Source organism: Rothia mucilaginosa (assembly GCF_901875305.1).
Classification (GTDB): domain Bacteria; phylum Actinomycetota; class Actinomycetes; order Actinomycetales; family Micrococcaceae; genus Rothia.
The window spans coordinates 457,049-479,343 of record NZ_CABFLY010000001.1 but is presented as its reverse complement, the minus strand read 5'-3'; the positions used below and the strand labels follow the sequence as shown (position 1 = coordinate 479,343).

At 60.5% G+C, this 22,295-nt stretch carries 18 protein-coding genes; 6 read left to right on the top strand and 12 right to left on the bottom strand.

Annotation, left to right across the window (positions count from 1 at the left end; genetic code table 11):
• Positions 1–64 precede the first annotated feature (64 nt).
• Both xseA and JX292_RS02065 read left to right on the top strand, forming a co-directional pair.
• Complete coding sequence (gene xseA / locus JX292_RS02070; RefSeq protein ID WP_204860783.1) at positions 65–1,360, top strand: exodeoxyribonuclease VII large subunit; 1,296 nt, start codon at positions 65–67, stop codon at positions 1,358–1,360.
• A 54-nt stretch (positions 1,361–1,414) separates the two neighbouring features.
• Positions 1,415–1,663: an exodeoxyribonuclease VII small subunit gene (locus JX292_RS02065; protein WP_204860780.1), complete on the top strand. Its 249-nt coding sequence runs from the start codon at positions 1,415–1,417 to the stop codon at positions 1,661–1,663.
• A gap of 137 nt (positions 1,664–1,800) precedes the next feature.
• Here the strand turns inward: JX292_RS02065 and JX292_RS02060 are convergent, their stop codons facing one another.
• The 7 genes from JX292_RS02060 to galU all read right to left on the bottom strand — a co-directional run bounded on the left by JX292_RS02060 (position 1,801) and on the right by galU (position 10,044).
• The gene (locus tag JX292_RS02060; RefSeq protein WP_204860778.1) at positions 1,801–3,024 is read right to left on the bottom strand and encodes a pyridoxal phosphate-dependent aminotransferase; all 1,224 of its coding nucleotides are present in this window, start codon (positions 3,022–3,024) and stop codon (positions 1,801–1,803) included.
• A 6-nt stretch (positions 3,025–3,030) separates the two neighbouring features.
• The gene (locus JX292_RS02055) at positions 3,031–4,317 is read right to left on the bottom strand and encodes a glycine betaine ABC transporter substrate-binding protein (protein WP_204860776.1); all 1,287 of its coding nucleotides are present in this window, start codon (positions 4,315–4,317) and stop codon (positions 3,031–3,033) included.
• Positions 4,314–4,814 (bottom strand): NUDIX hydrolase, encoded by a 501-nt coding sequence (locus JX292_RS02050; protein ID WP_239653578.1) that lies wholly within the window; start codon positions 4,812–4,814, stop codon positions 4,314–4,316. The genes JX292_RS02055 and JX292_RS02050 overlap by 4 nt, the downstream gene beginning before the upstream one ends.
• 28 nt (positions 4,815–4,842) lie before the next feature.
• A complete protein-coding gene (locus tag JX292_RS02045) occupies positions 4,843–6,000 on the bottom strand; it encodes a LysR substrate-binding domain-containing protein (protein WP_204860774.1) in 1,158 nt (385 codons plus the stop codon).
• A 31-nt stretch (positions 6,001–6,031) separates the two neighbouring features.
• Positions 6,032–6,526, bottom strand: a complete 495-nt coding sequence (locus JX292_RS02040) for a DedA family protein (protein ID WP_204860770.1) — start codon at positions 6,524–6,526, stop codon at positions 6,032–6,034.
• A 669-nt stretch (positions 6,527–7,195) separates the two neighbouring features.
• Positions 7,196–8,836: a hypothetical protein gene (locus tag JX292_RS02035; RefSeq protein ID WP_204860768.1), complete on the bottom strand. Its 1,641-nt coding sequence runs from the start codon at positions 8,834–8,836 to the stop codon at positions 7,196–7,198.
• A gap of 299 nt (positions 8,837–9,135) precedes the next feature.
• A complete protein-coding gene (gene galU, locus JX292_RS02030; protein ID WP_204860767.1) occupies positions 9,136–10,044 on the bottom strand; it encodes a UTP--glucose-1-phosphate uridylyltransferase GalU in 909 nt (302 codons plus the stop codon).
• 277 nt (positions 10,045–10,321) lie between these two features.
• On the opposite strand from galU, the gene JX292_RS02025 reads away from it, so the two are divergent.
• Positions 10,322–11,005: a 5-formyltetrahydrofolate cyclo-ligase gene (locus JX292_RS02025; protein WP_204860766.1), complete on the top strand. Its 684-nt coding sequence runs from the start codon at positions 10,322–10,324 to the stop codon at positions 11,003–11,005.
• A 131-nt stretch (positions 11,006–11,136) separates the two neighbouring features.
• Positions 11,137–11,322 (top strand): FmdB family zinc ribbon protein, encoded by a 186-nt coding sequence (locus JX292_RS02020; protein ID WP_204860765.1) that lies wholly within the window; start codon positions 11,137–11,139, stop codon positions 11,320–11,322.
• 113 nt (positions 11,323–11,435) lie between these two features.
• Here JX292_RS02020 and JX292_RS02015 read toward each other — a convergent pair whose 3' ends face one another.
• The 5 genes from JX292_RS02015 to JX292_RS01995 form a co-directional block, all read right to left on the bottom strand.
• Entirely contained in the window at positions 11,436–11,666 is a 231-nt protein-coding gene (locus tag JX292_RS02015) for a hypothetical protein (protein WP_239653577.1), read from the bottom strand.
• A 58-nt stretch (positions 11,667–11,724) separates the two neighbouring features.
• Positions 11,725–15,660 carry a DEAD/DEAH box helicase gene (locus tag JX292_RS02010; protein ID WP_345771430.1) on the bottom strand — a complete coding sequence of 1,312 codons (3,936 nt, stop codon included), beginning with the start codon at positions 15,658–15,660 and terminating at the stop codon, positions 11,725–11,727.
• A gap of 135 nt (positions 15,661–15,795) precedes the next feature.
• Positions 15,796–16,254, bottom strand: coding sequence for a cell shape determination protein CcmA (locus tag JX292_RS02005; protein WP_204860762.1), 459 nt, complete (start codon positions 16,252–16,254; stop codon positions 15,796–15,798).
• Between the two features lie 103 nt (positions 16,255–16,357).
• Positions 16,358–17,176 carry a MurR/RpiR family transcriptional regulator gene (locus JX292_RS02000; RefSeq protein WP_204860760.1) on the bottom strand — a complete coding sequence of 273 codons (819 nt, stop codon included), beginning with the start codon at positions 17,174–17,176 and terminating at the stop codon, positions 16,358–16,360.
• Positions 17,177–17,419: 243 nt separating this feature from the next.
• Positions 17,420–19,060 carry an alpha-glucoside-specific PTS transporter subunit IIBC gene (locus JX292_RS01995; RefSeq protein ID WP_204860757.1) on the bottom strand — a complete coding sequence of 547 codons (1,641 nt, stop codon included), beginning with the start codon at positions 19,058–19,060 and terminating at the stop codon, positions 17,420–17,422.
• A 422-nt stretch (positions 19,061–19,482) separates the two neighbouring features.
• On the opposite strand from JX292_RS01995, the gene JX292_RS01990 reads away from it, so the two are divergent.
• The gene (locus tag JX292_RS01990) at positions 19,483–20,361 is read left to right on the top strand and encodes an endonuclease/exonuclease/phosphatase family protein (RefSeq protein WP_204860755.1); all 879 of its coding nucleotides are present in this window, start codon (positions 19,483–19,485) and stop codon (positions 20,359–20,361) included.
• 78 nt (positions 20,362–20,439) lie between these two features.
• A complete protein-coding gene (locus JX292_RS01985) occupies positions 20,440–22,254 on the top strand; it encodes a glycoside hydrolase family 13 protein (protein WP_204860753.1) in 1,815 nt (604 codons plus the stop codon).
• The last annotated feature ends 41 nt before the right edge of the window (positions 22,255–22,295 follow it).

The window sequence follows — 22,295 nt, the reverse complement described above, 5'->3', positions numbered from 1 at the left end:
CGTTTGCTCGGAGCCCATCACCGGCCGGCGGGCAGAAAATTGGCTTATCGGTAACAATAGGAATATGAATTTCTACAACCCCTCCGCGGCACGGCCGGCGCTCGTGGTGCCGCCCGTGCACGAGCGGCAGCTTCCCGCGAAGTCGCAGGAAACCACCGCCACCAACCCCTGGCCCCTTGCGCTGCTCGCGCAGAACCTCAAAAACTATGTGGACAAGGTTCCCGAGCTATGGGTTGAGGCGCAGGTCGCCTCGCTCAACGGCCGCGGAGGCAACGTCTTCATGGAGCTCAAGGACGTTCAGGAGGATTTTTCCTTCACCCTCGCGCTCTTCGGCCGCGCCGGCAGCGGCCTCGCCGCCGACGTGACCGTGGGCTCGCGCATCGTCACCCGCGCCAAGCCGAGCCTGTGGAAGAACGGCAAGCTCTCCCTCATCGGTAAGGAGGTGTACGCGGTCGGCACCGGCAACCTGCACGAGCAGCTGCAGCGTCTGCGTGAGCAACTCGCCGCCGAGGGGCTGTTCGCCGACGCCCGCAAGAAGCCGTTGCCTATGCTTCCCAACCGCGTGGGCCTGATTACCGGTCGCGACTCCGATGCTGAGAAGGACGTTATCCGCAACGCCTCCCTACGCTGGCCCGGCGTGACCTTCGAGGTGCGCAACACCCGCGTGCAGGGTGAAGGTGCGGCGGCTGAGGTCATTGCGGCCCTCGCGGAGCTGGACGCGCACCCGGAGGTGGACGTCATCGTTATCGCCCGAGGCGGCGGCTCCTTCGAGGACCTGCTCCCCTTCTCTGAGGAGTCCCTCATCCGAGCCGTCGCGGCCGCCGTCACCCCGGTGGTCTCGGCAATCGGTCACGAGGCGGACTCCCCCATCCTCGATGCGGTCGCCGATTTACGTGCTTCCACCCCCACCGATGCGGGTAAGCGTATTGTGCCCGATATTTCGGAGGAAACCGCCCGCATCACCGAGGCGCGCGCCCGCTTGGACCGCGCGGTGCTCGGCTATGTGGGTATGCAGATGAGCTACATCGCGCAGCTGCGAAGCCGCCCGGTGTTCACCCATCCGGAGTCCTCCCTGCTCATGCGTGTGGAGGAGGTGAATCGCCTGCGCGAACGCGCCCTGCGGGCCACCGAGCACCGCCTCGAGCGAGAGTCCGGAACGTTGGAACACACCATTGCGCGCGTGCGTTCCCTCTCCCCCGCCCAGACCCTCAGCCGCGGCTACTCCATCGTGCAGGATTCGGCGGGCGCTATTGTGCGTGACGCTTCATCCCTAAGTGAGGGCGAGCAGATCACGGTGCGTGCGGCGGCAGGTTCGGCGCAGGCGACCGTGACCTCCACGGCTCCCTCAAACATCTCCTAAACCTCGATACCCCTAAGTTTTACCCCAAGTTTTTTATCTCTGAAAGGTTCCTCAATGAGCGAGAACATTAGCTTCAACAGCGCCGAGCTGGGCGCACCCGTCGAAACCCTCGGCTACGAGCAGGCTCGTGCCGAGCTGGAGCAGGTCGTGCGCCAGCTGGAGTCTGGCACCAGCGACCTGGAAACCTCGATTGCCCTGTGGGAGCGCGGCGAAGCCCTGGCCGCCCGATGCGAAGCCTGGCTGAAGGGCGCGCAGGAGCGCCTGAACGCGGTGCGCGGCGAGCAGAATCCCGTAGCCAACTAAGCGCGCTATCCCAGCTACATTTGCACCCATAAAAATGGTCTGCCCCGCAGCTCATCTTGAACTGCGGGGCAGACCATTTATGCGCCAGTAGGGTTAGCTACAGGGTTAGCTACACGGCCAGCGAGAGATACCCCTCGCTAGTGCTTCTGCTTGTAATCGGCCATGAAGTTACCCAGACGCTCCAGGGCGCTGGTGAGGGTCTGCGTATCGGGCAGGAACACCAGGCGGAAGTGGTCGGGATCCTTCCAGTTGAAGGCTCGGCCGTGGCTGAAGAGAATCTTCTGGCTCTTGAGCAGATCGAGCACGAACTGCTCGTCGTCAGTAATATCGAAGCGCTCAATGTCAATCTTCGGGAACAGGTACAGCGCGCCATCGGCGGGAGTGCAGCTGATGCCGTCAATCTCGTTGAGCATCTTGTGGGCCAGGGTGCGCTGCTCATACAGACGGCCACCGGGAGCAATCAGCTCGTTGATGGACTGGTAGCCGCCCAGCGCGGTCTGCACCGCGTGCTGTGCCGGCACGTTAGCACACAGACGCATCGAGGCGAGCAGGTGGATACCTTCCAGATAGCTGGAGGCGTCCTTCTTCGGGCCGGTGATGGCCACCCAACCCGCACGGTAACCGCACACGCGGTAGGCCTTAGACAGGCCAGAGAAGGTCAGGCAGAGCACGTCATCGCCGGTCAGGGAGGCCATGTTGATGGCTTCTGCGCCATCGTAAACAATCTTCTCGTAGATTTCGTCGGAGAACACGACCAAGCCGTGTTCGCGAGCCACATCAACAATCTGCTTCAGAATCGAGCGCGGGTAGACGGCACCGGTCGGGTTATTCGGGTTAATCACCACGATGCCCTTAGTGCGCTCGGTAATCTTCGACTTGATGTCTTCGATGTCGGGGTACCAGTTGTTTTCCTCGTCGCAGAGGTAGTGCACGGGCTTGCCGCCCACCAGCGCGGTGGAGGCGGTCCACAGCGGGTAGTCAGGCATCGGAATCAGAATCTCGTCGCCGGGCTCGCAGAGCGCCTGCAGGGTCATCGGAATCAGCTCCGACACACCGTTACCCAGGTAGACGGAGTCGGTATCCAGGTTCATGATGCCGCGGTTCTGGTAGTGCTGCACGATGGCGGTACGTGCGGAGTACAGGCCGCGAGAATCGGAGTAACCCTGGGTTTCGGGCAGGTGACGAATAATATCCATCATGATCGCGTCCGGCGCCTCAAACCCGAAGGGGGCGGGGTTGCCGATGTTCAGCTTCAGGATGCGGTGGCCCATCGCTTCCATGCGGTTCGCCTCGTCCAGAATCGGTCCGCGAATATCGTAGAGGACGTTGTTCAGTCGGGAGGACTGACGGTACTTCGTCATGATGTTTTACTTTCTAGGGTGATCCAAAATGAATTGCGCTGCGTCGTCATCGGCGATGGGGTTGGATCCGCTGGTGAGCTGCAGCAGGAACGAGAGGTTACCCGTGTCTAGTGTAGATGATACGCGGTTAATCGCGTTACGAGCGCTATCTGGCAAGGTACGACGAATAATCGGCACCAATTGCTGCTGCAACATGGCGCTGGAAGGGTCCTCCAGCACGACCAGACGATTATCGTCAATAGCAGGGTTCACGCTATGTAGCAGGCTCACCTGCACACTGTCATCGGTGAGGGAACGTACACGCTCGGCAGGGTCATTCTGCTGTTTGACGGTGCGGGCCGTGTAGCGATAAAGGCTACGCAACGACTCGATGCCGTAGGTCCCCGTCGAATAACTATCAGGAATGGAAAAGCCCAGGGCGGCGTGCACATCGCGCAGGCCAGCCAGTGAGGTGAGCTTGTGGCGGGCGCTGACAGCGCGGGTGGTGACCAGCACGTCACGGTTGGTGGCGCCGGCACCGTTCAGCAGGTTCAGCCCCTCAGGCAGGATGCGCGAGATGGCATTGGTCATGTCGGTGGTGGTCATGGCGCGCAAATTGATGGGGTCCGTCGAGCGGGTTGCCGATGCGGTGGCCGTTGAGTCGGTCGAAGAACCCGCGGAGGGGCTTGCGGTACCGGAAGCCCCGCCGTTCGTTCCGCTGCCAGAATCCGCGTCGCTGGGGGTAACGCTGGGGTTCTGCGTGGGGGCCGGGGGTAGGGTCACCCCGGCAGCGGCAGCGGAGGCGGTTACCGAGGCTGCCACACGCTCATTCTGCACGGCGGCAGGGCTGAGCTTACCATCATCGGTCAGGTAGAGTAGCAGGTCACCGCTGTAGTCGATGACGATATCCAGCGGTTTGATGTTCTGAGCCTGGCCAGAAGCGGTGCCGCGGTCTGCGGGTAGCGCCTCGTAGGCGGCGGTGGCTTCAACCTTGTTCACTTCGGGGGCAGTCGATTCGGTTCCGGTGTTTTCCGGGCGTCCCGAGGGCGCGAGGAGGGCGCGCAAGGCCTGGCGACGGCTATGGTCCGTTTCAACCAGTTCGACAGTGTAGCCGACCCTCCGCAGAGCCTGAGCGTACACGTGAGCTACGGCGTGCATCTCGCGCAATACGCCATAGCCAATACGCAAAGTACCGTAGGCGGGCGCGGAGGGGTCCACCTGCGGCGTTGCGTCATGGGTGGAGCAGGTGGCTAGCAACGGGGCAAGCGCCACAGAGCCCAGCAAGGCGCGGCGGGTTAGGGCGGGGCGGGTCATGAGGTGAGCTTCCTGGCGTTCTCATCAGCGAGAAATTCGCGGTATTCTCGGGCCCAGCTCGCGGCGTTGGTGTACCCCATCATGGAAGCAACCTCGTCGATGAGCGTGCCGTAGCGAATCGTATCGAGTTCGGCGATGGGCACCCAGCGCGCGGTGTCGGAGGACCCGTTCACCTCGTGGCGCAGTTCACCGGTGACAACGTGGGCGCGGAAAACCACCCGCAGAGCGCAGAAGGGCAACGCATCCGGGTCTTTTTGGGGCGAACGCACCGGAAAATGGCCGGCGTGCACACCCAAGATATCCTCGATAGCGACGCTGTATCCGGTCTCTTCAAGGGTCTCGCGCAGCGCCGTCTCATCGGCCTGCTCGCCCGGTTCCATACCGCCGCCGGGCAGGGACCAGAGGGGGCTGAGATTCCGGTCTTCGGGCACCCAGTGGGTCATGAGCAACTTACCCTGCTCGATGATGACCGCGTAGGCAGCTGGTCGGGTTTCCATTGATAATGCCATGGTTCGATTTTACCGCCTAGCGCTTCTTACCCCGGCGCGCCGAAGCGGCCTGGGAAGTCTGACGGGCGTGCTGTCGGGCATTACCGTTCTTCTTAGCATTGGCTCGCTTCTTATCGCGTGCCTCGCGGCGTGCATTAGCGGCTCGAGCCTTCGCTTTAGCCTTGGCCTTCTCCGCGGCCACGCGTTCAGCGCGGGCCTGGCGGGTTTCGGTACCGCGATCACTGCTGGCGGTACGCCCGCGCACAATGCCAATAAAGTCCTGCAGGAGATCCTCAAGTTCCTCGGGGCGTGGTTCGCCCTTGGGCGCGCGCGGCCAGACCAGGTGCACCGGGTAGGTGTCCAGCTCGGGCACGGGACGGTAAGTGAGGTCCTTGCGGTGATAGAAACGCGCGATAGACATGGGCACGATGTACAGACCCACACCGGCGGCCACCAGCTCGATAGTCTCCTGATCGTTCAGACCCTCGGGCACAATACGGCCGGAGCTTTCACGCCAGGAGCGAGACACCTCCTCATAAGCAGGAATATCGGAGGCGGGCTGGAGCAGGAACTCCTCAGCCAGCTCGGCCACGGGCACCTCATCGAGCACGGTGAGCACATGATCCGTCGGCAGGATAACCACGGGTAGCTCCTCGTAAAGACGGATGCTGTGGTACTTCTCGCCGTCGGTGCTGGCCGGTTCACGATAGGGGCGCAGGATGCTCATGTGGGCGAAGGGGTTCTCGGGAATGTCCAGCCGCTCGAAGGGCGCGGGTTCCGCGTTCTCTGCGGGGCCCGCCGATTCGAGGCTCTCCGCGAGCTCGGGTTCGATCAGCTGCAGGTTCTGGTGCAGGGAGTCCAGGCCGCGCGCCTCGCGCACCGGCACCTCCGCCAGAGGCACGCGGTCGCCATAGCGTTCGTGCCAGCGGTTGAACCACTTGCCGGGCATAATGCCGGGCACGTAGCTCACGCGCAGGGCCGAGCGTTGCAGAACCGGCACGGGCAGAGCCTCCGGGGTCTGAATCATGGCCAGTTGCTCGGGGTGCAGATACACGCGGGTAGGCGCCTCGGAGGGCTTTTCTGTATCGGCCGCATCGAGGAGTACTGCCTGCTCCGCGCGGTCTTCGCGATACTCTGCGGTAGCTACGGGAGGCTGCTCAGGAGTGCCTGCGGTGGAGGTGTCGGTTGAACTCATCCCTCCACGCTAGCACATTCGCCCAGCGAGGTTAGTCGCGCTGGGTGAGGTCTTCAGCTGTACCCTTGCGGTCGATGCGCTTCTCACGCACCACAGAGATGATGACCGCACAAGCCACCACGAAGGCCAGGGCTACAGGGAACATCCAGGGCTCCAGGCCGAGGGCGGCGAGAATGGCGAAGCCAATCGTGGTGTAGATGGCGGCCCACATGAGGGTGCCGATCAGCATCGCGGGGATCCAGCGGCGTAGGGGCATACGGGTAAAACCGGTGGTGATGATGACAGCCGTCTGAAAACCCACGGTCAGAAAGCACAGAGGCACGGCGATAACGCCCCAACGGTTAATGAAGGCGCGAGCCTTGCGGTACAGGGGACGTTCCATTGCCTCGCGGATACGGTGGAGGCGTGCGCTCCCCTTCGCGGTCAGGGCTGCAGCCCAATAGACCAGGCAGGTGCGAACAATTCCCACAATCCACATGAAGAGTAGGGCAACCTCAATCGGTAGAGAGTTAATCCATTCTTTCATCCGGTTATTCTCTCATGAACGGCGTCACCAATTCTCCCAGAGAGTAAACGGGGCTATTTCATGACATGCATTGCCTCGGCAGAGGGTCACACATGAAGCGTGAGCAGATGTCCCATAGCGATTCGGCAATTATTGCTTTCTAGCAAAGCCCATAAGACAAAGCCCATAGCGAAGCCCCCTTTTCTGCCGGGGTCCAATACCTACACACAACGAGTCTCGAGGGGTCTCGAGAGATATCGAAGGGTTTCGGCATGTTTCTCAAAAATTTTTTAAAGATTTTTACTACCCTACAATACCCCGCTCTTCCCAACAACGGCCCGGATTTTATTTAGGGCAACCTTGGTTTAGTGACGGGCTGTCGCCATTTTCGGTTTGTGTACACTCTCGAATTAGGTTATATTTTTATTACCGAATGGGGTTGGCCTTGTGGGAAGGCCTCCCCGATCGGTCTAGAAGACTTTCTTCCTGTGTGTGATGCTGGAAAGGGAGCCCCACGGACGGGGCTCCCTTTCTTTTTGCCCACATCCCCCGAATAGTCACGGCGACACACCCCCGAATACAACGAATGTCCCGAAGGACTCTATCCTTCGGGACATTCATTTTCGGAGATTCTCAGAGGCTTCTCGGCAATGCCCACATCCACATCGCACGCCACCGGAGTCTATCTCACTACTTCTTGGAGTTCTTTTCGTCATTCTCGCGGTGCAGGGCACTCAGAGGCTTCGGCAGCTGCACAGGGTTCCAGGTGTTGCTGACCGCCTCAAACGAAGACCCACCACCGGGATGGCGGCTTCCCGCACGGCCGGATGCACCAAGCGACGAGCCCTGCTGGGTTGCGGGGTTGCTCAACGAGGCGATATCCAGGGCGTCGAACTCAGAATCATCCAGAACGTCCGGCAACGGAATCTCCTCCGGAACCGGGGCGGGAGCCTGCTGAGCCGCAGGGCGCACCGGGGAACCATCACGCAGAGCCGGACGGGCCGCCGGCTGATCCGAACGCACTGCCTGCGGAGCCGGCTGAACCGCCAGGCGCTCCTGCGAAGCGGCAGCAGAACGAGGAGCGGAGAACTCGGTCGGCACATGCGGCTCAGATTCTCGAGCGGGGGCCGCCCGATGCACAGCCACCTGCTCCGCGGATTCGACCCGAGGAGCAACACGCGGGGCCTGCTGAAGTGCTACCTGCTGAGTGGGTTGCACGGGCGGGACGGGCTGAGCTGCCACTACCTGTTCACCCGAAGGCTTGGGCTCAGTAGCACGGGGTGCCGCCTGAGAGGCAGAGCCACTACCGCTCTCCTGATCGAAGAGCACACTACCGCGGCGAATGGGCTGGAATCGGCTCGAACGTTGGGGGCGTCGCCCCGGATGCTGTGCGTGGCGCGTAACCGCAGCGGCAGGGCGCGCCTCCACCTGGCGGTGGGCCGGTGCATCCTGCGTAGAATCAGCGTTCTCAGCGGTTCGGGATTCCTGCACTCGGGGCTCCTGCGTACGGGACTCGGCGACAGGAGCCGGGGGCTTCGGGAACGACTCCTCAGAAGAACCGGCACGGCGGGTAGACTGCGCACCGGAAGCCTTGGGCGCGGAGGCCTGCGCGGGACGCTCGCCATCAACCGGGGCAGACTCTTCGGTTTCACGTTCAAGGGTTTCGCGGTTATGCCGCTCATCATCACCGTCGATGCCAGATTGCTCGTCATCGTTATCATCTTCAGATTCGCGACGATCAAGACGCTGACGCAGGGCATCGGCCAGACCAAAACGACCCGCCCCCCAGGCCACACCACCCAGTACGGCAAAAATCACGAACCATGCCCAAGGCATCAGACCAAAAAGAGCCAAAAGCAGGCACAGCACGGCGGCCACACCGGCTCCAGCAGCCACCAAGTAGGCCACACCCGAAGGGGTCGACGTATCAAGAGAGGAAAGCAGGGATTGCTTGGGCTCTTCTACCATGGGAATCTCACCCGTGTACGGGGCCACAGGAGAAGAATCCCGAATCTGCGAGATGGACGCCGTTTGGGGCGCCGCACTATCCCCCACGGCGTGCGAGGAAGAAGAGGAACGCGGAAGAGCAGAAGAAGGCAGGGAAGTACCCGGCGCTACGGCGTGGTCAGAGGACTGGTACGCCTCAGATTCGTTCAGTAGCACGCCGGCAGAGGCGAGAATATCTTCGGGGGTGCGTTCGGCGCTAATCAGAGGTCGTTCGGGCTCAACCGTGTGGCCGACGGGTGCGCGACGCAGGCTCCTGGGCACAAACCACAGCAGCAAAATCACGGTCAGAATTACCAATACACCCGAGGCGTTCAACAACGTCATGTCAGGTCGCCCTCTATCGTCCCTAAATCCCTAGATTTAAATCATACCCTTATATTCCCGTTTCTTTCCATACAGGGTAAAAACGGGATGGATGAGCGCATATACCCCGGACGGCATACACAACGTTATGCGCAATATTGCGCACGTATTAGTCACTCCATCTCCCCATCAGACAGAGCAACCAAATAAATTGAGGAAGGCGCCCCTACTCGGCAAGCCGACAAGGAACGCCTCCCTCAGCGTATTTGGTGATTGATACCCCCCAACCGGGGTGCATCAGGTGTTATGGAAGAACAGCCTTAGCAGTTCTCGGCCACGAAATCCTTCAGCCAAGCGCGCAGGTCATCGCCAAACTCGGGACGCTCAGAAGCAAGAATCACGTTAGCCTTCAGGTAAGAGAGCTTATCGCCAGTGTCGAAACGACGGCCAGAGAAGACCACACCGTAGACACCTTCACCTTCGCCATCGCCCTGAGCCAGGGTCTGCAGAGCGTCGGTCAACTGAATCTCGTTGCCACGACCCGGAGCGGTATTCTCCAGAACCTCAAACACCTTCGGGCTCAGAACATAACGGCCAATCACAGCGTAGTTCGAGGGAGCCTCATCAGCTGCAGGCTTCTCTACCAGACCGGTGACCTTGACGAAGCCGTCTTCGCCCTCGACTGCCTCAATAGCGGCAGCACCATAAGCCGAAATTGCCTCACGGGGAACCTCCATCAGAGCAACAACGGAACCGCCGGTACGCTCCTGGACCTCCACCATGCGAGAGAGCAAATCTTCCTTTTCATCAATCAGGTCGTCACCGAGCAGAACAGCAAAAGCCTCGTCACCCACGTGACGCTTCGCACGCAACACAGCGTGGCCCAGACCCTTCGGGTCGCCCTGGCGCACATAGTGCAGGTCGCTACCAAGCTCGTTAGTCTCAACAACCGATGCCAACAGAGCGTCCTTACCCTGCTCAGCGAGCTGGCGTTCCAGAACGGGAACACGATCGAAGTGGTCCTCCAGAGCGCGCTTGTTGCGACCGGTAATCATCAGAACATCGTGCAGGCCGGCACGAACAGCTTCCTCCACGACATACTGAATCGCGGGGCGATCAACAACGGGGAGCATTTCCTTCGGGGTGGCCTTCGTGGCGGGCAGGAATCGAGTGCCCAGACCGGCGGCAGGAATAACCGCCTTAGTAACAGACTTAATTTCAGTAGCCATGCCACAAGAATACCCTAAGTTGTAAAGTACTTAGGCCGAATCTATGAAACTATGACATGAAAAATCCTTAACGTGATTAACTACATATAAGCTTGTGCGTATGCCGAAAATATCAAAAGATTAGCACACCGTTCTATGCTTTAAACCGTCCTATACTAAAAGCTGTGCGCCCCTTCACAAATCTTCACTACATGTGAAGTGTGAGGCTCACCCACCAGGATTATGACTCACCCCAAGGCATCTCCTGCCCCCCCCCCGCAACGACGATGGGACCCCCATGCATTTCAACACCGCCATAGCCACCAGCACCTCCGACTCAGGAGCCAGCGCTGAGGACATCTCCCTCGATAAGAACATCCTCCGTTCACAGATCCGCCCGCGTCGCCTCATCGCCCGTAGCGAGCGCGGCCCCGCTGGCCAACAGCAAATGCAGAACCTTTTCACCGAAAACATACTGCGCGAAACACAAAACCGTCTGCACTCCCCCGGCACAGTCGCCGCATACCTCCCCACCCCCTCGGAACCACCCATCACCGAAGCTCTCACCCGCCTGCACGAGGCCGGACACCGCATCATCGTGCCGGTCGTCCGTCCCCGCCGCACCCTCGCTTGGGTTGAGTGGGATCCCACCATTGAACACCCCCGCAGCCCCATGGGAATCCCCGAACCTGAGGGCGAGGAACACGACGTGCAGGCATTCATCGAAGCCGATATGCACCTCATCCCCGCCCTCGCCTACGATGCGACCGGGCGTCGTCTCGGCCAAGGAGGCGGCTACTACGACCGGATTATCCCTCTACTGAGCGAAGAACAACTACGCGAGAGAACCCTCGGCATCGTCTTCGCCGAGGAAATCTACGAAACCATTCCCTACGACCGCTGGGACAGCGTCCTGCCCGTCATCCTGACCGAAGAAGGCACCTACCAGCCGGCAGAACACACCCCACAGAACCCCTCATAATGGAAGCATCGCCCATAGAAGAGTATTTTCTCCTGAGAAGACAACAAAATACCCCCTCACGATATAAAAGCGGTACACTCAAACCACGCGATTAACCGTAATCAACGAAATATCAATGGGCGAAGGAAGTTATGCCGGTTTACGTTTACCAGTGTAAGAATTGCAATCACGTATTTGAACAGCGCCAGTCCTTTAGCGACGACGCCCTGCGAGTCTGCCCCAAATGTGGTCAGGAAACCCTGCGCAAGCGCTACAACACCGTGGGCATTACCTTCAAGGGCTCCGGCTTCTACAGCACCGATAAGAACTCAAAATAGCTATCGCAGAACGCGATAAATCAGCAACACGCTAGGGCGGCGGGCACTCAAATGAGTACCCGCCGCCCTAGCGTGTATCAAGCTACAATTCACGACCTGGGGGCCGACGAAGCCTAGACAATGTTATTACCCCAATGCGGGGGACGCTGCTGGCGCATCCACTCCAGCCGCTCTTTCTCCTCGGGAGTAAGGGGCTGCGCGGCACGACGCGCGGCACGCTTCTTCTGCAATCCGCCACCGGAGCCGGCAGTTTTTGGCGCGGCCGACCGGTCGCCAGGGGCCGCGGCGGTGGACGCCTCCGACAACGGGTCCAGACCCGCAATACGGGGTTCGGCTCCTCCCACAGTTCCGCCCCCGCTCACGCGGCGGTTACCGCGTCGGGGTTTAGGTACCGGCGAATAGCTAGCCACGGACCTCAGCATCCTCATCCATGTCCAGGTAGTGCAGGATGCGCGCCACCACGCCGTCCGGATCGGAGAAGACCTCCAAAGTGCCTAGCGTGATGTAGTTCCAGCCGGTGCGGCTCAGGCGCTCAGGCAACAAACGCGTACGCTCACGCACCGAGGCCCGCGCATAGTTCTGCTCACCGTCGGAACAAGCCACCAGAGGCATCGCGGCGGGGGCACTCGGGCTGGAGGAAACCATGGGAGCCACACCCAGGGCAGGCACCGGCTCAGCCACAAGCTTTTCAGGGGCGTGCGCAATCAACGCGATGTCACCCTCGCCCTGCGTCACGCGTATGCCGCGGGCCTGCAGACGCATCACCAAGTCGTTGAGCAACCAATCGCCCAAATCGGGGGTTTCCTGCTCGTCAGTAGCCAGGAAGGCGTTGCGCGGCAGAGTTTCGGGCACGCGCTGGGCCTTCGCCTCGGCCTCTTCTCGAGCCTGTCGTTCCGCGTGCTCGCGCAGCAGATGGTAGAAGTCGACCGCGCCGTGGTGTAGCTTCTGCGGGTCCAGCTCGGTCGGGTCGATGCACGAGACGATGCGCAGGGCGCGGCGAGCGCGAGTCAGCGCCACAACGAAGCCCTGACGGCCGTGCTCGGCAGAGAGCTGACCCAGGTCATAGGAGGCCTGACCCAGGCGGGCGCGTCCCACGCCTAGCGAGAAGATCACGGTATCGCGTTCAAGGGTCTCGGCACGAGTCAGATCGACCACACGGAAAGACTCCTCGCCGGCGGCAAAGAACGGGGCGAGTTGCGGGTACAGGCTCAGGGCGTGACGTACCGATTCGGCCACGCGCTGAGCGTGCTTGGGGCTGGCCGTCACGACCGCAAGGGAACGGTCCGGGGTGCGGTAGGCATGCTCCAGAACCAGGTTCGTGACGCGCTCGACCTCCACACCGGGCGAATCGAGGTTCGCGTTATCACTCACCTTGCCGCGGGTGTCGATGTATTCCACGGTCAGGGTTGCAGCCGGCTGCGCGGAGGCGCGGCTCACCGGGGCAGCGTGCAGCTGCGAACCATAGAATTCACGGTTCAGGTAATCAAGAATCACCGGGTCCACGCTGCGGTGCAACATGGCCAAGGTGCGGTTCGGCAGTACCGTAGCAAGCACGTCGAAGGTACTGTCCAGCTGCTCATCGGCGGGGTCCGGCGCACCAAAAGTTGGGGCGGACACGATAAACGGCGAGGGGTACCCCGAGTGCGGGTCTCCCAGGGCAATCACCTGGTCAGCGCGGGTAATGGCCGGCAGGTTGGCTGCCAACGGGGTGGATTCAGAATCCAGTAGGATGGCCGCGTCAAAGCGCATCGAGGCCGGTACCTTACGGGCCAGGGCGAAGGGGCTGGCAGTCCACAAGGGCAGCAAAGTGCGTGCCATGACGGGAGCGTGCGTCAGCAACTCCTCGAGCACGAACTCGTAGCCGCGCAGCTGGCTCTTCAGGTACGCCGCCTGATCGTGCTCGGATTCGATGCGGTCAGTCCACACGCGGGCCATCTTCGCCAGCAGACGCGCAGGGGCGCTGGTCATGTGGGCGTAGTCGGCGCGGCGGAAGCGGGACTCGGTGTCTCGCAGACGGTCGCCGTCCAGCAGCTTACCCTCGTGGCGTTCCAGCAGGAACTCCAAAGCAGACTGCCACCAGGCAAGCTCCAGCTCAGCGGCTACCGTCTCGGTGGGTACCTGACGAGCGTACAGGTCATCCAGTAACTCGGACAGGCCGCGCTCGTGCAGCTTCTGCTGGAGAGCATCACGCTCAGGCAGCGTCATGAGCAAGACGCGGTCAGCCATGAGGGCATCCAGGCGGGCGTCTAGGGCGTCCAGGTCGGTACGCACAAAGTCGGTACCTTCGACCGTATCGGCAAGCACGATGCCTAGGCCCGCCAACTCGGACACCAGGGAGTTCAGGGCGTCAGCCAGCTGCTCCAGGTTCTGCGGAATCTGCGGGGTACGGGGCGCCTCGATGTGGCGAATCCACTCGGCCCGTTCGGTCTGCACAATCTTGAGCTGTTCGTGCAGATCCCCGATGTTCACACCGGGCAGGATGTATTCCTTCGCGGCGCGGCGCAGGCGGGAACGCTGCATACTGCTCATCTCGATGCCGTTCTCACGACGCCACGCGCCCGAAGCGGTTGCGGCAATCAAATCGGTCACGGGACGGTCGTACACATCGGCGCGGAAACGCTTAAGCGTCTCACGGATGCGCATCAGAATCGCCAGCTGCGACTCCCACTCTGCAATCGTACGGCCCGGGCGCAGACCCAACATGGCGCTCATGCGGTTCATGGCCTCGCGCAGGTTCAGCAGGGAGGACTTCAGGGTAATGACCAGGGCGTAGGCATCGGCGGCCTCGTCGTCATTGACCAGGCGAGCGCGATACCACGGCGAAGTGCGCGAGGTCGCCGCAAACCCGTCAATCTCACCCAGGCGCACCAGCTCGGCACGCACCTGGTCACGCTCCAGGAGAGAGTCCAGCATGGGGCGGTCAAAGCGCACGCGGGTAGCCGGTCCGTCCTCGGATGCGGTCAGCTCGGCCAGACGCTGCAGGGCGGCGTACACCGAAACCTGCCACTGCGGGTCCTTCGTGAGCAGGGCGTGGGTGTGGTCGATAAGAGTCTGGCGGGTGGTGCGCAGTTCGTCGTTGAGGTCCTCGGAGTTTGGTTCCTCGGCGCTTTCGTTACGGACGATGGCGCGGATAAATTCGGCGCGCTGACCCTCAGAGTCGTGTTCGGCCAGCAGGTCGTAGCGCAAGCTATCGATACCGGTGCGGTTGAGCAGGGCTGAGAACTCGGCAAGGGTGGAGCGCTTCTCGCCCACGACGAGTACGGACTTACCGCGCCCAATCAGGGCGGAGGCAATATTCACGGCGGTACGCAGCGGCTCGGTGCCGGGGGCCGCAGTCACCGTGAAAGAGAAGCCGCTCACCGCGGTATCGATAATGTCCTGAGCGTTTGCGTCCGCATCGAGCAGGAGCATTTCCTCTGCCGGGTCGCGCTGATCCAGAGGCTGCTGCAGGTTGTGGGCGTTCAGCTCGCGCGGCTTCACACCGGGCACCTTCAGCGCCGCCAGGTCACGAACCAGCGGGGTGATGGCGGTATGGGGTAGCTCACCGAGGCTTTCCTTCAGGTCGGCAAAGGTGGAGATGAAATACTTCGACTCAATGGTCATGCCCGGAATACGGCCGGCGGAGGCGCGCATACGCTCGATGACCGGCTCGGGATCCAATCGAGACATGGAGTTCGCCAGCTGGGCCACATCCATGGTGCCCAGGTCGATGCCGTATTCCTGCTTGATCTGGCGGACCATAGCGGGGTTCAGACGCGCAGAACCGGCTAGGCGCAGCTCGAAATCGTCGTCCTTCGGGTGCGGGGTGATGCTCAGCGGCGCCATGAGAATCGGCGCGATAAAGCGCTTCTCGTAGGCTGCGGCGGCCTCGCGGGTGTCGTGCGAAAGCCAGGAGGCGGTACCCGCCACGAAGTAACCGGAGTCCAGTCCGTGGTCGGTGGCAAGCTCGTAAATCTTGGTGCGCAGGGTGCGTGCGGAGCGCATGCCGGCCTCCAGCTGCGACTTGTCGCGCAGAATCGTGGAGAGGCGGGTTTTACGTCCGGCGAGTAGCTGCGCCAGGCCGGAGGGATTCGCATCCGACAGGTCGATGTGCACGTAGTCGACCTGGTTGAAGTCGAGCATCGCGTCGGGGCCGGTGTAGACGTCCATCTGTTCGGCCCAGCGTTCAAGCCCCGTCGAGGGGTCAAAGTCCTCGTGGGCGGGGTTCAGGTGCGGGGGCAGCTCGGTGATGTTCGGCTCGGGTTCGGTCGCTTCGGCGGGTTGCGCCTGTTCTTCGGGGTTCGCCGATGCGACGGGCGCCTCGGCGGTATCGCTCGGGGTTCCGTCGGTGTTCTGCATGTGAACAGAATCAGGAGTGTGATTCACGTCTCGACTATCCTTGTATGTCAGTGTGACGCACGGCTGTGCGCGCAATCCAGGGGTGCTTCGTGAGCGGTCCTCGCGCTCAAAAATTCTTCAACCTACGACGACGGCCTAGCCCAGCGTCATAGAGAGATTAGCCACGGTGAGTACCAGAGCCACCATGACATAAAAAATCATGGCCGCCAGCAGGGCCCAACGGTACCTGGGAGCAAGCTCGCCTTCCAGGTTACCCAGGCGCAGGGAACGGTAGAGGAAGAAAGAGAGGAGCGCACCGGGCAGGTTACCAATAACAGCCAGCAGAATGGCCAGGTACAGCGAATAGGCTCGCTCAGTGCGCTCATTCTCGATTCCCGCAAACTTAAGGGTACCGCCCAGCAGCAGGCTCAGGCACCCATTCATGAAGGCAACCGTGAAGAAGGGAATCTTCATCGCATCTTGAAAGCTCATCTGGGAGTTTGCCGCACCCACGGCAATCCACACAAAGAGGAGAGCGGGAATGATCATGAGGTACCAGAAAAGGTACTTACGCATCTTCTCGGAGTTATCAATCAGCGCCAGGATTGCGGTCACGAAGGTGTCTCTTTCAGGGTTGATTCAGGAAGTAGATTCAGGCCAACGGAAGTAAAAGCGGTGACTCCAGGCAATGTGCGCCCACAGTTACAGAGTGGCACGGTTACGGGGTGGCCCCAGAGCCTCCGTCGAGGACATCCTCAGCCTGCTGCGTGAGAGATTCACGGCGCGCAGTTTCGGAGTACTCAATGTAGCGACGCACCACATAATCCAGCACCACCCAGAGGGCCACAAACGAGTGGTAAGGCTTACGCTGAGTGCTGATGTGGGTGGGGGTCGCCTGATAATGCAAAGAGTATTCGGCGTGCGAGGACATATAGTTCACGCCAATTGCGGTGACCGCGACCATCGGAATGCGCCGCAGCGACAGCATCTTGATGTGCTCGCGCATGTTCTCGGTCTGCCCTGAGAACGACACAATAATCACCACGTCGTCCTGAGTCATGGTGTTCATAGCGCTCTCGAACTCGTTGCGCGCCGGAATCACATGGCAGAATTTGCCACAAGCCTGCATGGACTTAGCGAACTCCTGCACAGCGTTACGCTGGGCGTAACCGGTGCCGAAGCAGTAGACGGTGCGTGCCTCATAGATGCGTTTAAGCAGGCCGCTCAGCTCCATGTGGTCGAGGTAGTCGTAGGTACGCTGAATATCCTCACGGCCACTCTCAATGAAGCGGGGGTTGAAGGGCTCACTACGGCTAAGGGAAGACTTAATGAAGTACTTCAGCTCAGCAAATCCCGAAAAGTTCAGCTTCTTCGTCAATCGAATAATTGAGCTGGTCGAGGTGTAAGTTTTGTGAGCCAAAGAATTGATCGTCGACTCCGCGACAAATTCTTCGTTCTCCAGCATGAAGGCCAAAATTTCCCGTTCAGTTTCACTGAACCGGTGCTGATTCGCATTCACGACGTCTTGTAGGTCCACTCAGAGCTCCTGAATCCGATGGTGAGCAATATATAAATAGTACACGCTTCAGATTCCGCAGCCCGGTTCTGCCGTGATGTTCCCGCTCACGCGAAGCCCTCCACGAGAGACCCGCGTAAGAGCCTGACGGGATGGATATACACAGCTTCGCCGGCGGTACCGGGTGTATCCGGTACCGCCGGCGAAGCGGATTATTTCATTACCCGATGCGTAAACCTACGCGACGAGTATCTATGAGAGGCTCTAGACGTTGGTCTTGGAGCTGTTCACCATGGTCTCGAAACGCTCGCGGACCTGAGGAACATCCATACCAACAATCACCTGGAATGCCTTACCCTTACGAACAATACCCAGGGCGCCAGCGCTCTTGAACTCTGCATCCGAGGTGTTGACCAGAGACTCATCAGCCACGGAGACACGCAGGCGGGTTGCGCAGTTGTTCACGGTGGTGATGTTGTCTGCGCCACCGAGCAGCTCAAGGAAGCCAGCCGCGCGGGGTGCGTACAGGTCGGCGTCTTCGGCGGCGACAGCTGCTGCGCCGCCGTTCTTCTCAGCGGCCTTAGCTGCCTTGTACTCTGCCTTACTGTAGAGCTTGGTCTCGCCGCCGTCCTCTTCACGACCGGGGGTCTTGAAGTCGAACTTCAGAATCATGAAGCGGAAGATCAGGAAGTACAGGACGGTGAAGCACAGGCCCACACCAATCTGCATGAGGTAGGTGCCGGAGTGGTTGGACCACAGCGGAATCCAGTTCTGGAACAGGAAGTCCAACAGACCGCCACCCATGTAACCGACCAGACCCAGCTGGTACATGATTGCTGCCATGGATGCTGCCAGGAAAGCGTGGACCAGGAACAGCGGGGGTGCCAGGAACAGGAAGGTGAACTCGAGAGGCTCCGTGATACCGATCAGAATCGCGGTGAGGCAGACGGGAATCATCAGAGCGAGAACTTCCTTGCGCTTCTCGGGACGAGCAGTGGTGTAGAACGCTGCTGCAATACCGATGGGTGCGAAGACCTTGGAGTTACCGTGCAGTGCGAAGCCACCACCGGGGAACAGTTCCTTCAGGGGCTTGTTGCTCTTAGCAAACTCGGTCAGGTGAGTCGGCCAGTCCTTAGCAATACCGTTCGGGGTGACAACGTTACCGAAGACGAACGGGGAGTAGATGAAGTGGTGCAGACCGGTCGGAATCAGGAAGCGCTCGAGGAAGGTGTAAACCCACACACCGATAGCGCCGGATGCGATGAAGAAGCCCTGCAGGGAGGAGATGCCGTGCTGAGCGTAGGGCCACAGCCAGGAGAACAGGAATGCCACGGGCATCATCAAGAAGAAGCATGCACCGTACACGAACTGGGAACCCTGGAAAATGCCGAGGAAGTCGGGTAGCTTCTTGTCGAACCAGCGGTTGTGAGCCCACACCACGATTGCGGAGATGATGATGGCACCGAAGATACCGGTGTCCATGGTCTTGATACCGGCAATCATCTTCAGACCGGTACCTGCCGCGCTCTTAGAGATGTCGGTGGTGTAGTCCAGGTCGAAGAAACCGGTGCCGCCCTTGCCCCATACCTTGAGCATGGTGCCAACGAAGTAGTTGAAGGTCAGGTAGACCATGGCAGCTTCCATCACTGCACGTGCGTTAGCGGTCTTTGCCAGTGCAATAGGCAGACCAATTACGAAGAGCAGTTCCATCTGGTTGAAGACGGTCCATGCGCCGGACTCCCAAACAGACCAGAAGTGGTTCCAGGGGCTGTTCTTATCTGCGGCGAGGGGAATCAATTCGCCGTTCTGTGCAATGATCGCAATACCAACCGCGAGGCCAGCAAATGCGAAGAGAAGCACGGGTGCCAGCATGGCAGAGCCGAACCTCTGTACTTTTTCCATCATGAGGCTATATGCCCTTTCGGGTTGTCGAGTGAGCGGGCGCATGGGGCGGGCGGTCTTTGCCCGCCAGGGCTATCGCATCTTTATAAACACCATTGAAAGTGTATGAGATACACACCACACGACTGCGCGCGCTAAATGCCGAATGTGTTTTGGACAGAAATAATAATGCCACTTCACTCCGAGTGGTAGGCACCCGAAGAGCAGTTCTGAAAGAGTTTTTCACAACCTGAAACATATCCCGGCACCGGGTAAAAATACTGGGGAATAATCGGAATTTTCGCCTATCTGCCAAGGCACAGAGTCGATAGCATAAACATACTCGCGCAATCGGAGACCGTCCTCCACCATTCAGAGTATCCACCGAGAGAATCATCCGGCGCGCCCCCGTATCCCTACCCGAAACTCAATCGAAACTTATATATATGCGTTTCCTCACCCTCAACACCCACAGCTGGTGCGAAATCCATCAGATTGACAAGATTCGCACCCTCGCGCAGTTCATCGTTGATCAGCAGGTGGACGTTATCGCCCTGCAGGAAGTCAACCAGCTCACCTCGACCCCCGTGGTGAAGGAGCCCCTCAACTTCCGCGGCGGTGCGGGCATCCCAGTCCGCGAAGATAACTACGCTCTACTCCTCGTACGCGCACTGGAGGCACTCGGCGCCCGCTACGAGTGGACCCTCACCGAAACTCACCTCGGTTGGGAGCGCTACGACGAGTGCGTGGCCATCCTCTCGCGCCTACCGATTCGCGGCATCAGGCCCATCGAGATGTCTCCCGACTACACCTACTTCCAGGTGCAGCGTCGAGCCGCACAGGCCGCCCTCATCGAGACCCCCTCCGGTCCTTTCTGGTGCGCCACCACCCACATGTCCTGGTGGGACTTCGACGGCGAGCCCCTCTTCGCTCAGGAGTTCATCCGACTCTCGCACGCTCTGGCAGAATGCGCCCTCACCGCGCCCGTATTGCTCGGCGGCGACTTCAACTCCGCCGCCCACCTGCCTGACGAGGGCTACGCTTTCGTAACCTCCACCGGCCTGATCGACACCCGCACCATCGCTAAGCACGCCGAAGGCGAGAACACCGTCCACCGCGAAATTGCCGGTTGGGAAGGCTCTTCGGACGCCAAGCGCATCGACTTCGTCTTCGCTGATCGCATGGTCGACGTGGCATCCCACGCGGTTGTCTTCCGAGATAACTCCCCCGAGGCGATCTCCGACCACAGCGGTCTGCTCCTGGAGATTGACCCCGCAAGCTGGGCACCGGAGAGCGTCCTGAAGCCCCTCGACCAGCTGTCTTAAAGACCCCAAGCCTTAACAGCCCTCACCCCAGCAGGGCAAACCACACAACACTCATCTACCCCAAAGGAGGGAACCCCCATGACGACCCAGACCCAGTGGTGGCAGGAACCGGTGGTCTACCAGATTTACCCCCGCTCTTTCAACGACTCCAACGGCGACGGCATCGGTGACCTGCCCGGCATCACCGAGAAGATCCCGTACCTGGCAGACCTCGGCATCGAGGTGCTGTGGCTCTCCCCCATCTACGCCTCCCCGAACGACGACAACGGCTACGACATCTCCGACTACCGCGCCATCATGACGGAGTTCGGCACCATGGAAGACTTCGACGAGCTGCTCGCCACCGCGCACGAGCATGGCATCAAGCTCATGATGGACCTGGTCGTCAACCACAGCTCCGACGAGCACGAATGGTTCAAGCAGGCGCGTTCTTCCAAGGACAACCCCTACCGCGACTACTACATCTGGCGCGACCCCAAAGGTTTCGATGAGGACGGCAACCCGATTCCGCCGAACAACTGGATTTCCTGCTTCAGCCCCTCCGTATGGGAATGGGACGAGGCGACCGGCCAGTTTTACCTGCACTACTTCTCTATCAAGCAGCCCGACTTGAACTGGGAGAACCCGAAGGTCCGCGAAGAGGTCTACGACATCATGCGCTTCTGGCTCGACAAGGGTGTGGACGGCTTCCGCATGGACGTCATCAACCTGATTTCCAAGGACCTTTCTTTCCCCGAGGACCCGGCAGTACTGGCCGGTGGCCTCGACAACTCCCTGGCTGTCGCAGCTAACGGCCCGCGCGTGCACGAATTCCTGCAGGAAATGAACCGCGAGGTCCTCAGCAAGTACCCGGTCATGACCGTGGGTGAAACTCCCTGCGTAACCGTGGACGACGCCGCACTCTACACCGGTTTCGACCGCAACGAGCTGCAGATGGTCTTCCAGTTCGAGCACATGGATGTGGACGCCTCCGAGGGCGGCGTGACCGGCAAGTGGTCCGACCGCCGCTTCAACCTGGTTGACCTCAAGAAGGTCCTCACCCACTGGCAGGAGGGCCTGCACGGCCGCGGCTGGAACTCCCTGTACTGGAACAACCACGACCAGCCGCGCACCGTCTCCCGTTTCGGTAACGACTCCCCCGAGTACCGCACCGTCAGCGCCAAGATGCTGGGCACCGTGCTGCACCTGATGCAGGGCACCCCCTACATCTACCAGGGTGAAGAGCTGGGCATGACCAACGTCTTCTTCGACGATGTGAAGGACTACAACGACCTGGAGATTCACGACTCCTGGCGCAAGTATGTTGAAGAGTCAGGCCGAGTCTCCGCTGAGGACATGCTACGCTACATCAGCGCCTCCGGCCGCGACAACGCACGCACCCCCATGCAGTGGACCGCCGGCGAGAACGCGGGCTTCACCTCCGGCACCCCGTGGCTGAAGCTGAACCCGCGGTACACCGAGATCAACGCAGAGGCAGAGCTGGCAGACCAGGATTCGGTGTTCTACCACTACCGCGACCTGATTAAGCTACGTCATGAGCACCCGATTGTTCTGACCGGCGAGTACCGCCTGCTGGATGAGGAAGATGATCAGGTCTACGCCTACCTGCGCGTGAACTCCGACGAGGATGCTGCCGCATCCGGCGAGCGCGCCCTGCTGGTCGTCGCGAACTTCACCGATGACACCGTTCAGCTGAACTACGCGGGCGGCAACCTGGATTCGGTGGTGCTGACCAACTCGCAGGCGCTCTCCCCGACTGAGCTGAAGGCTATCGAGAACGCTCCGAAGCTGATTAGCTCGAACTACCGCGACGAGAACCGCGAGTTCACTGACGAGGGCACCCTGCTGCGTCCCTACGAAGCGAAGGTCTACCTCTTCGGTAACGCTGAGTAAGCACGCCCCATATCCTGCGCGGAGGGGGACCAGAAACGGAC

Bases quoted from the DNA above. Each gene is read 5' to 3' on its own strand.
- JX292_RS02040 (WP_204860770.1), bottom strand. From the start codon at position 6,526: ATGAAAGAATGGATTAACTCTCTACCGATTGAGGTTGCCCTACTCTTC.
- JX292_RS02020 (WP_204860765.1), top strand. From the start codon at position 11,137: ATGCCGGTTTACGTTTACCAGTGTAAGAATTGCAATCACGTATTTGAA.
- galU (WP_204860767.1), bottom strand. From the start codon at position 10,044: ATGGCTACTGAAATTAAGTCTGTTACTAAGGCGGTTATTCCTGCCGCC.
- JX292_RS02035 (WP_204860768.1), bottom strand. From the start codon at position 8,836: ATGACGTTGTTGAACGCCTCGGGTGTATTGGTAATTCTGACCGTGATT.
- JX292_RS02060 (WP_204860778.1), bottom strand. From the start codon at position 3,024: ATGACGAAGTACCGTCAGTCCTCCCGACTGAACAACGTCCTCTACGAT.
- JX292_RS01990 (WP_204860755.1), top strand. From the start codon at position 19,483: ATGCGTTTCCTCACCCTCAACACCCACAGCTGGTGCGAAATCCATCAG.
- JX292_RS02065 (WP_204860780.1), top strand. From the start codon at position 1,415: ATGAGCGAGAACATTAGCTTCAACAGCGCCGAGCTGGGCGCACCCGTC.
- JX292_RS02025 (WP_204860766.1), top strand. From the start codon at position 10,322: ATGCATTTCAACACCGCCATAGCCACCAGCACCTCCGACTCAGGAGCC.
- xseA (WP_204860783.1), top strand. From the start codon at position 65: ATGAATTTCTACAACCCCTCCGCGGCACGGCCGGCGCTCGTGGTGCCG.
- JX292_RS01995 (WP_204860757.1), bottom strand. From the start codon at position 19,060: ATGATGGAAAAAGTACAGAGGTTCGGCTCTGCCATGCTGGCACCCGTG.
- JX292_RS01985 (WP_204860753.1), top strand. From the start codon at position 20,440: ATGACGACCCAGACCCAGTGGTGGCAGGAACCGGTGGTCTACCAGATT.
- JX292_RS02045 (WP_204860774.1), bottom strand. From the start codon at position 6,000: ATGAGTTCAACCGACACCTCCACCGCAGGCACTCCTGAGCAGCCTCCC.
- JX292_RS02055 (WP_204860776.1), bottom strand. From the start codon at position 4,317: ATGACCCGCCCCGCCCTAACCCGCCGCGCCTTGCTGGGCTCTGTGGCG.
- JX292_RS02010 (WP_345771430.1), bottom strand. From the start codon at position 15,660: ATGCAGAACACCGACGGAACCCCGAGCGATACCGCCGAGGCGCCCGTC.
- JX292_RS02050 (WP_239653578.1), bottom strand. From the start codon at position 4,814: ATGGAAACCCGACCAGCTGCCTACGCGGTCATCATCGAGCAGGGTAAG.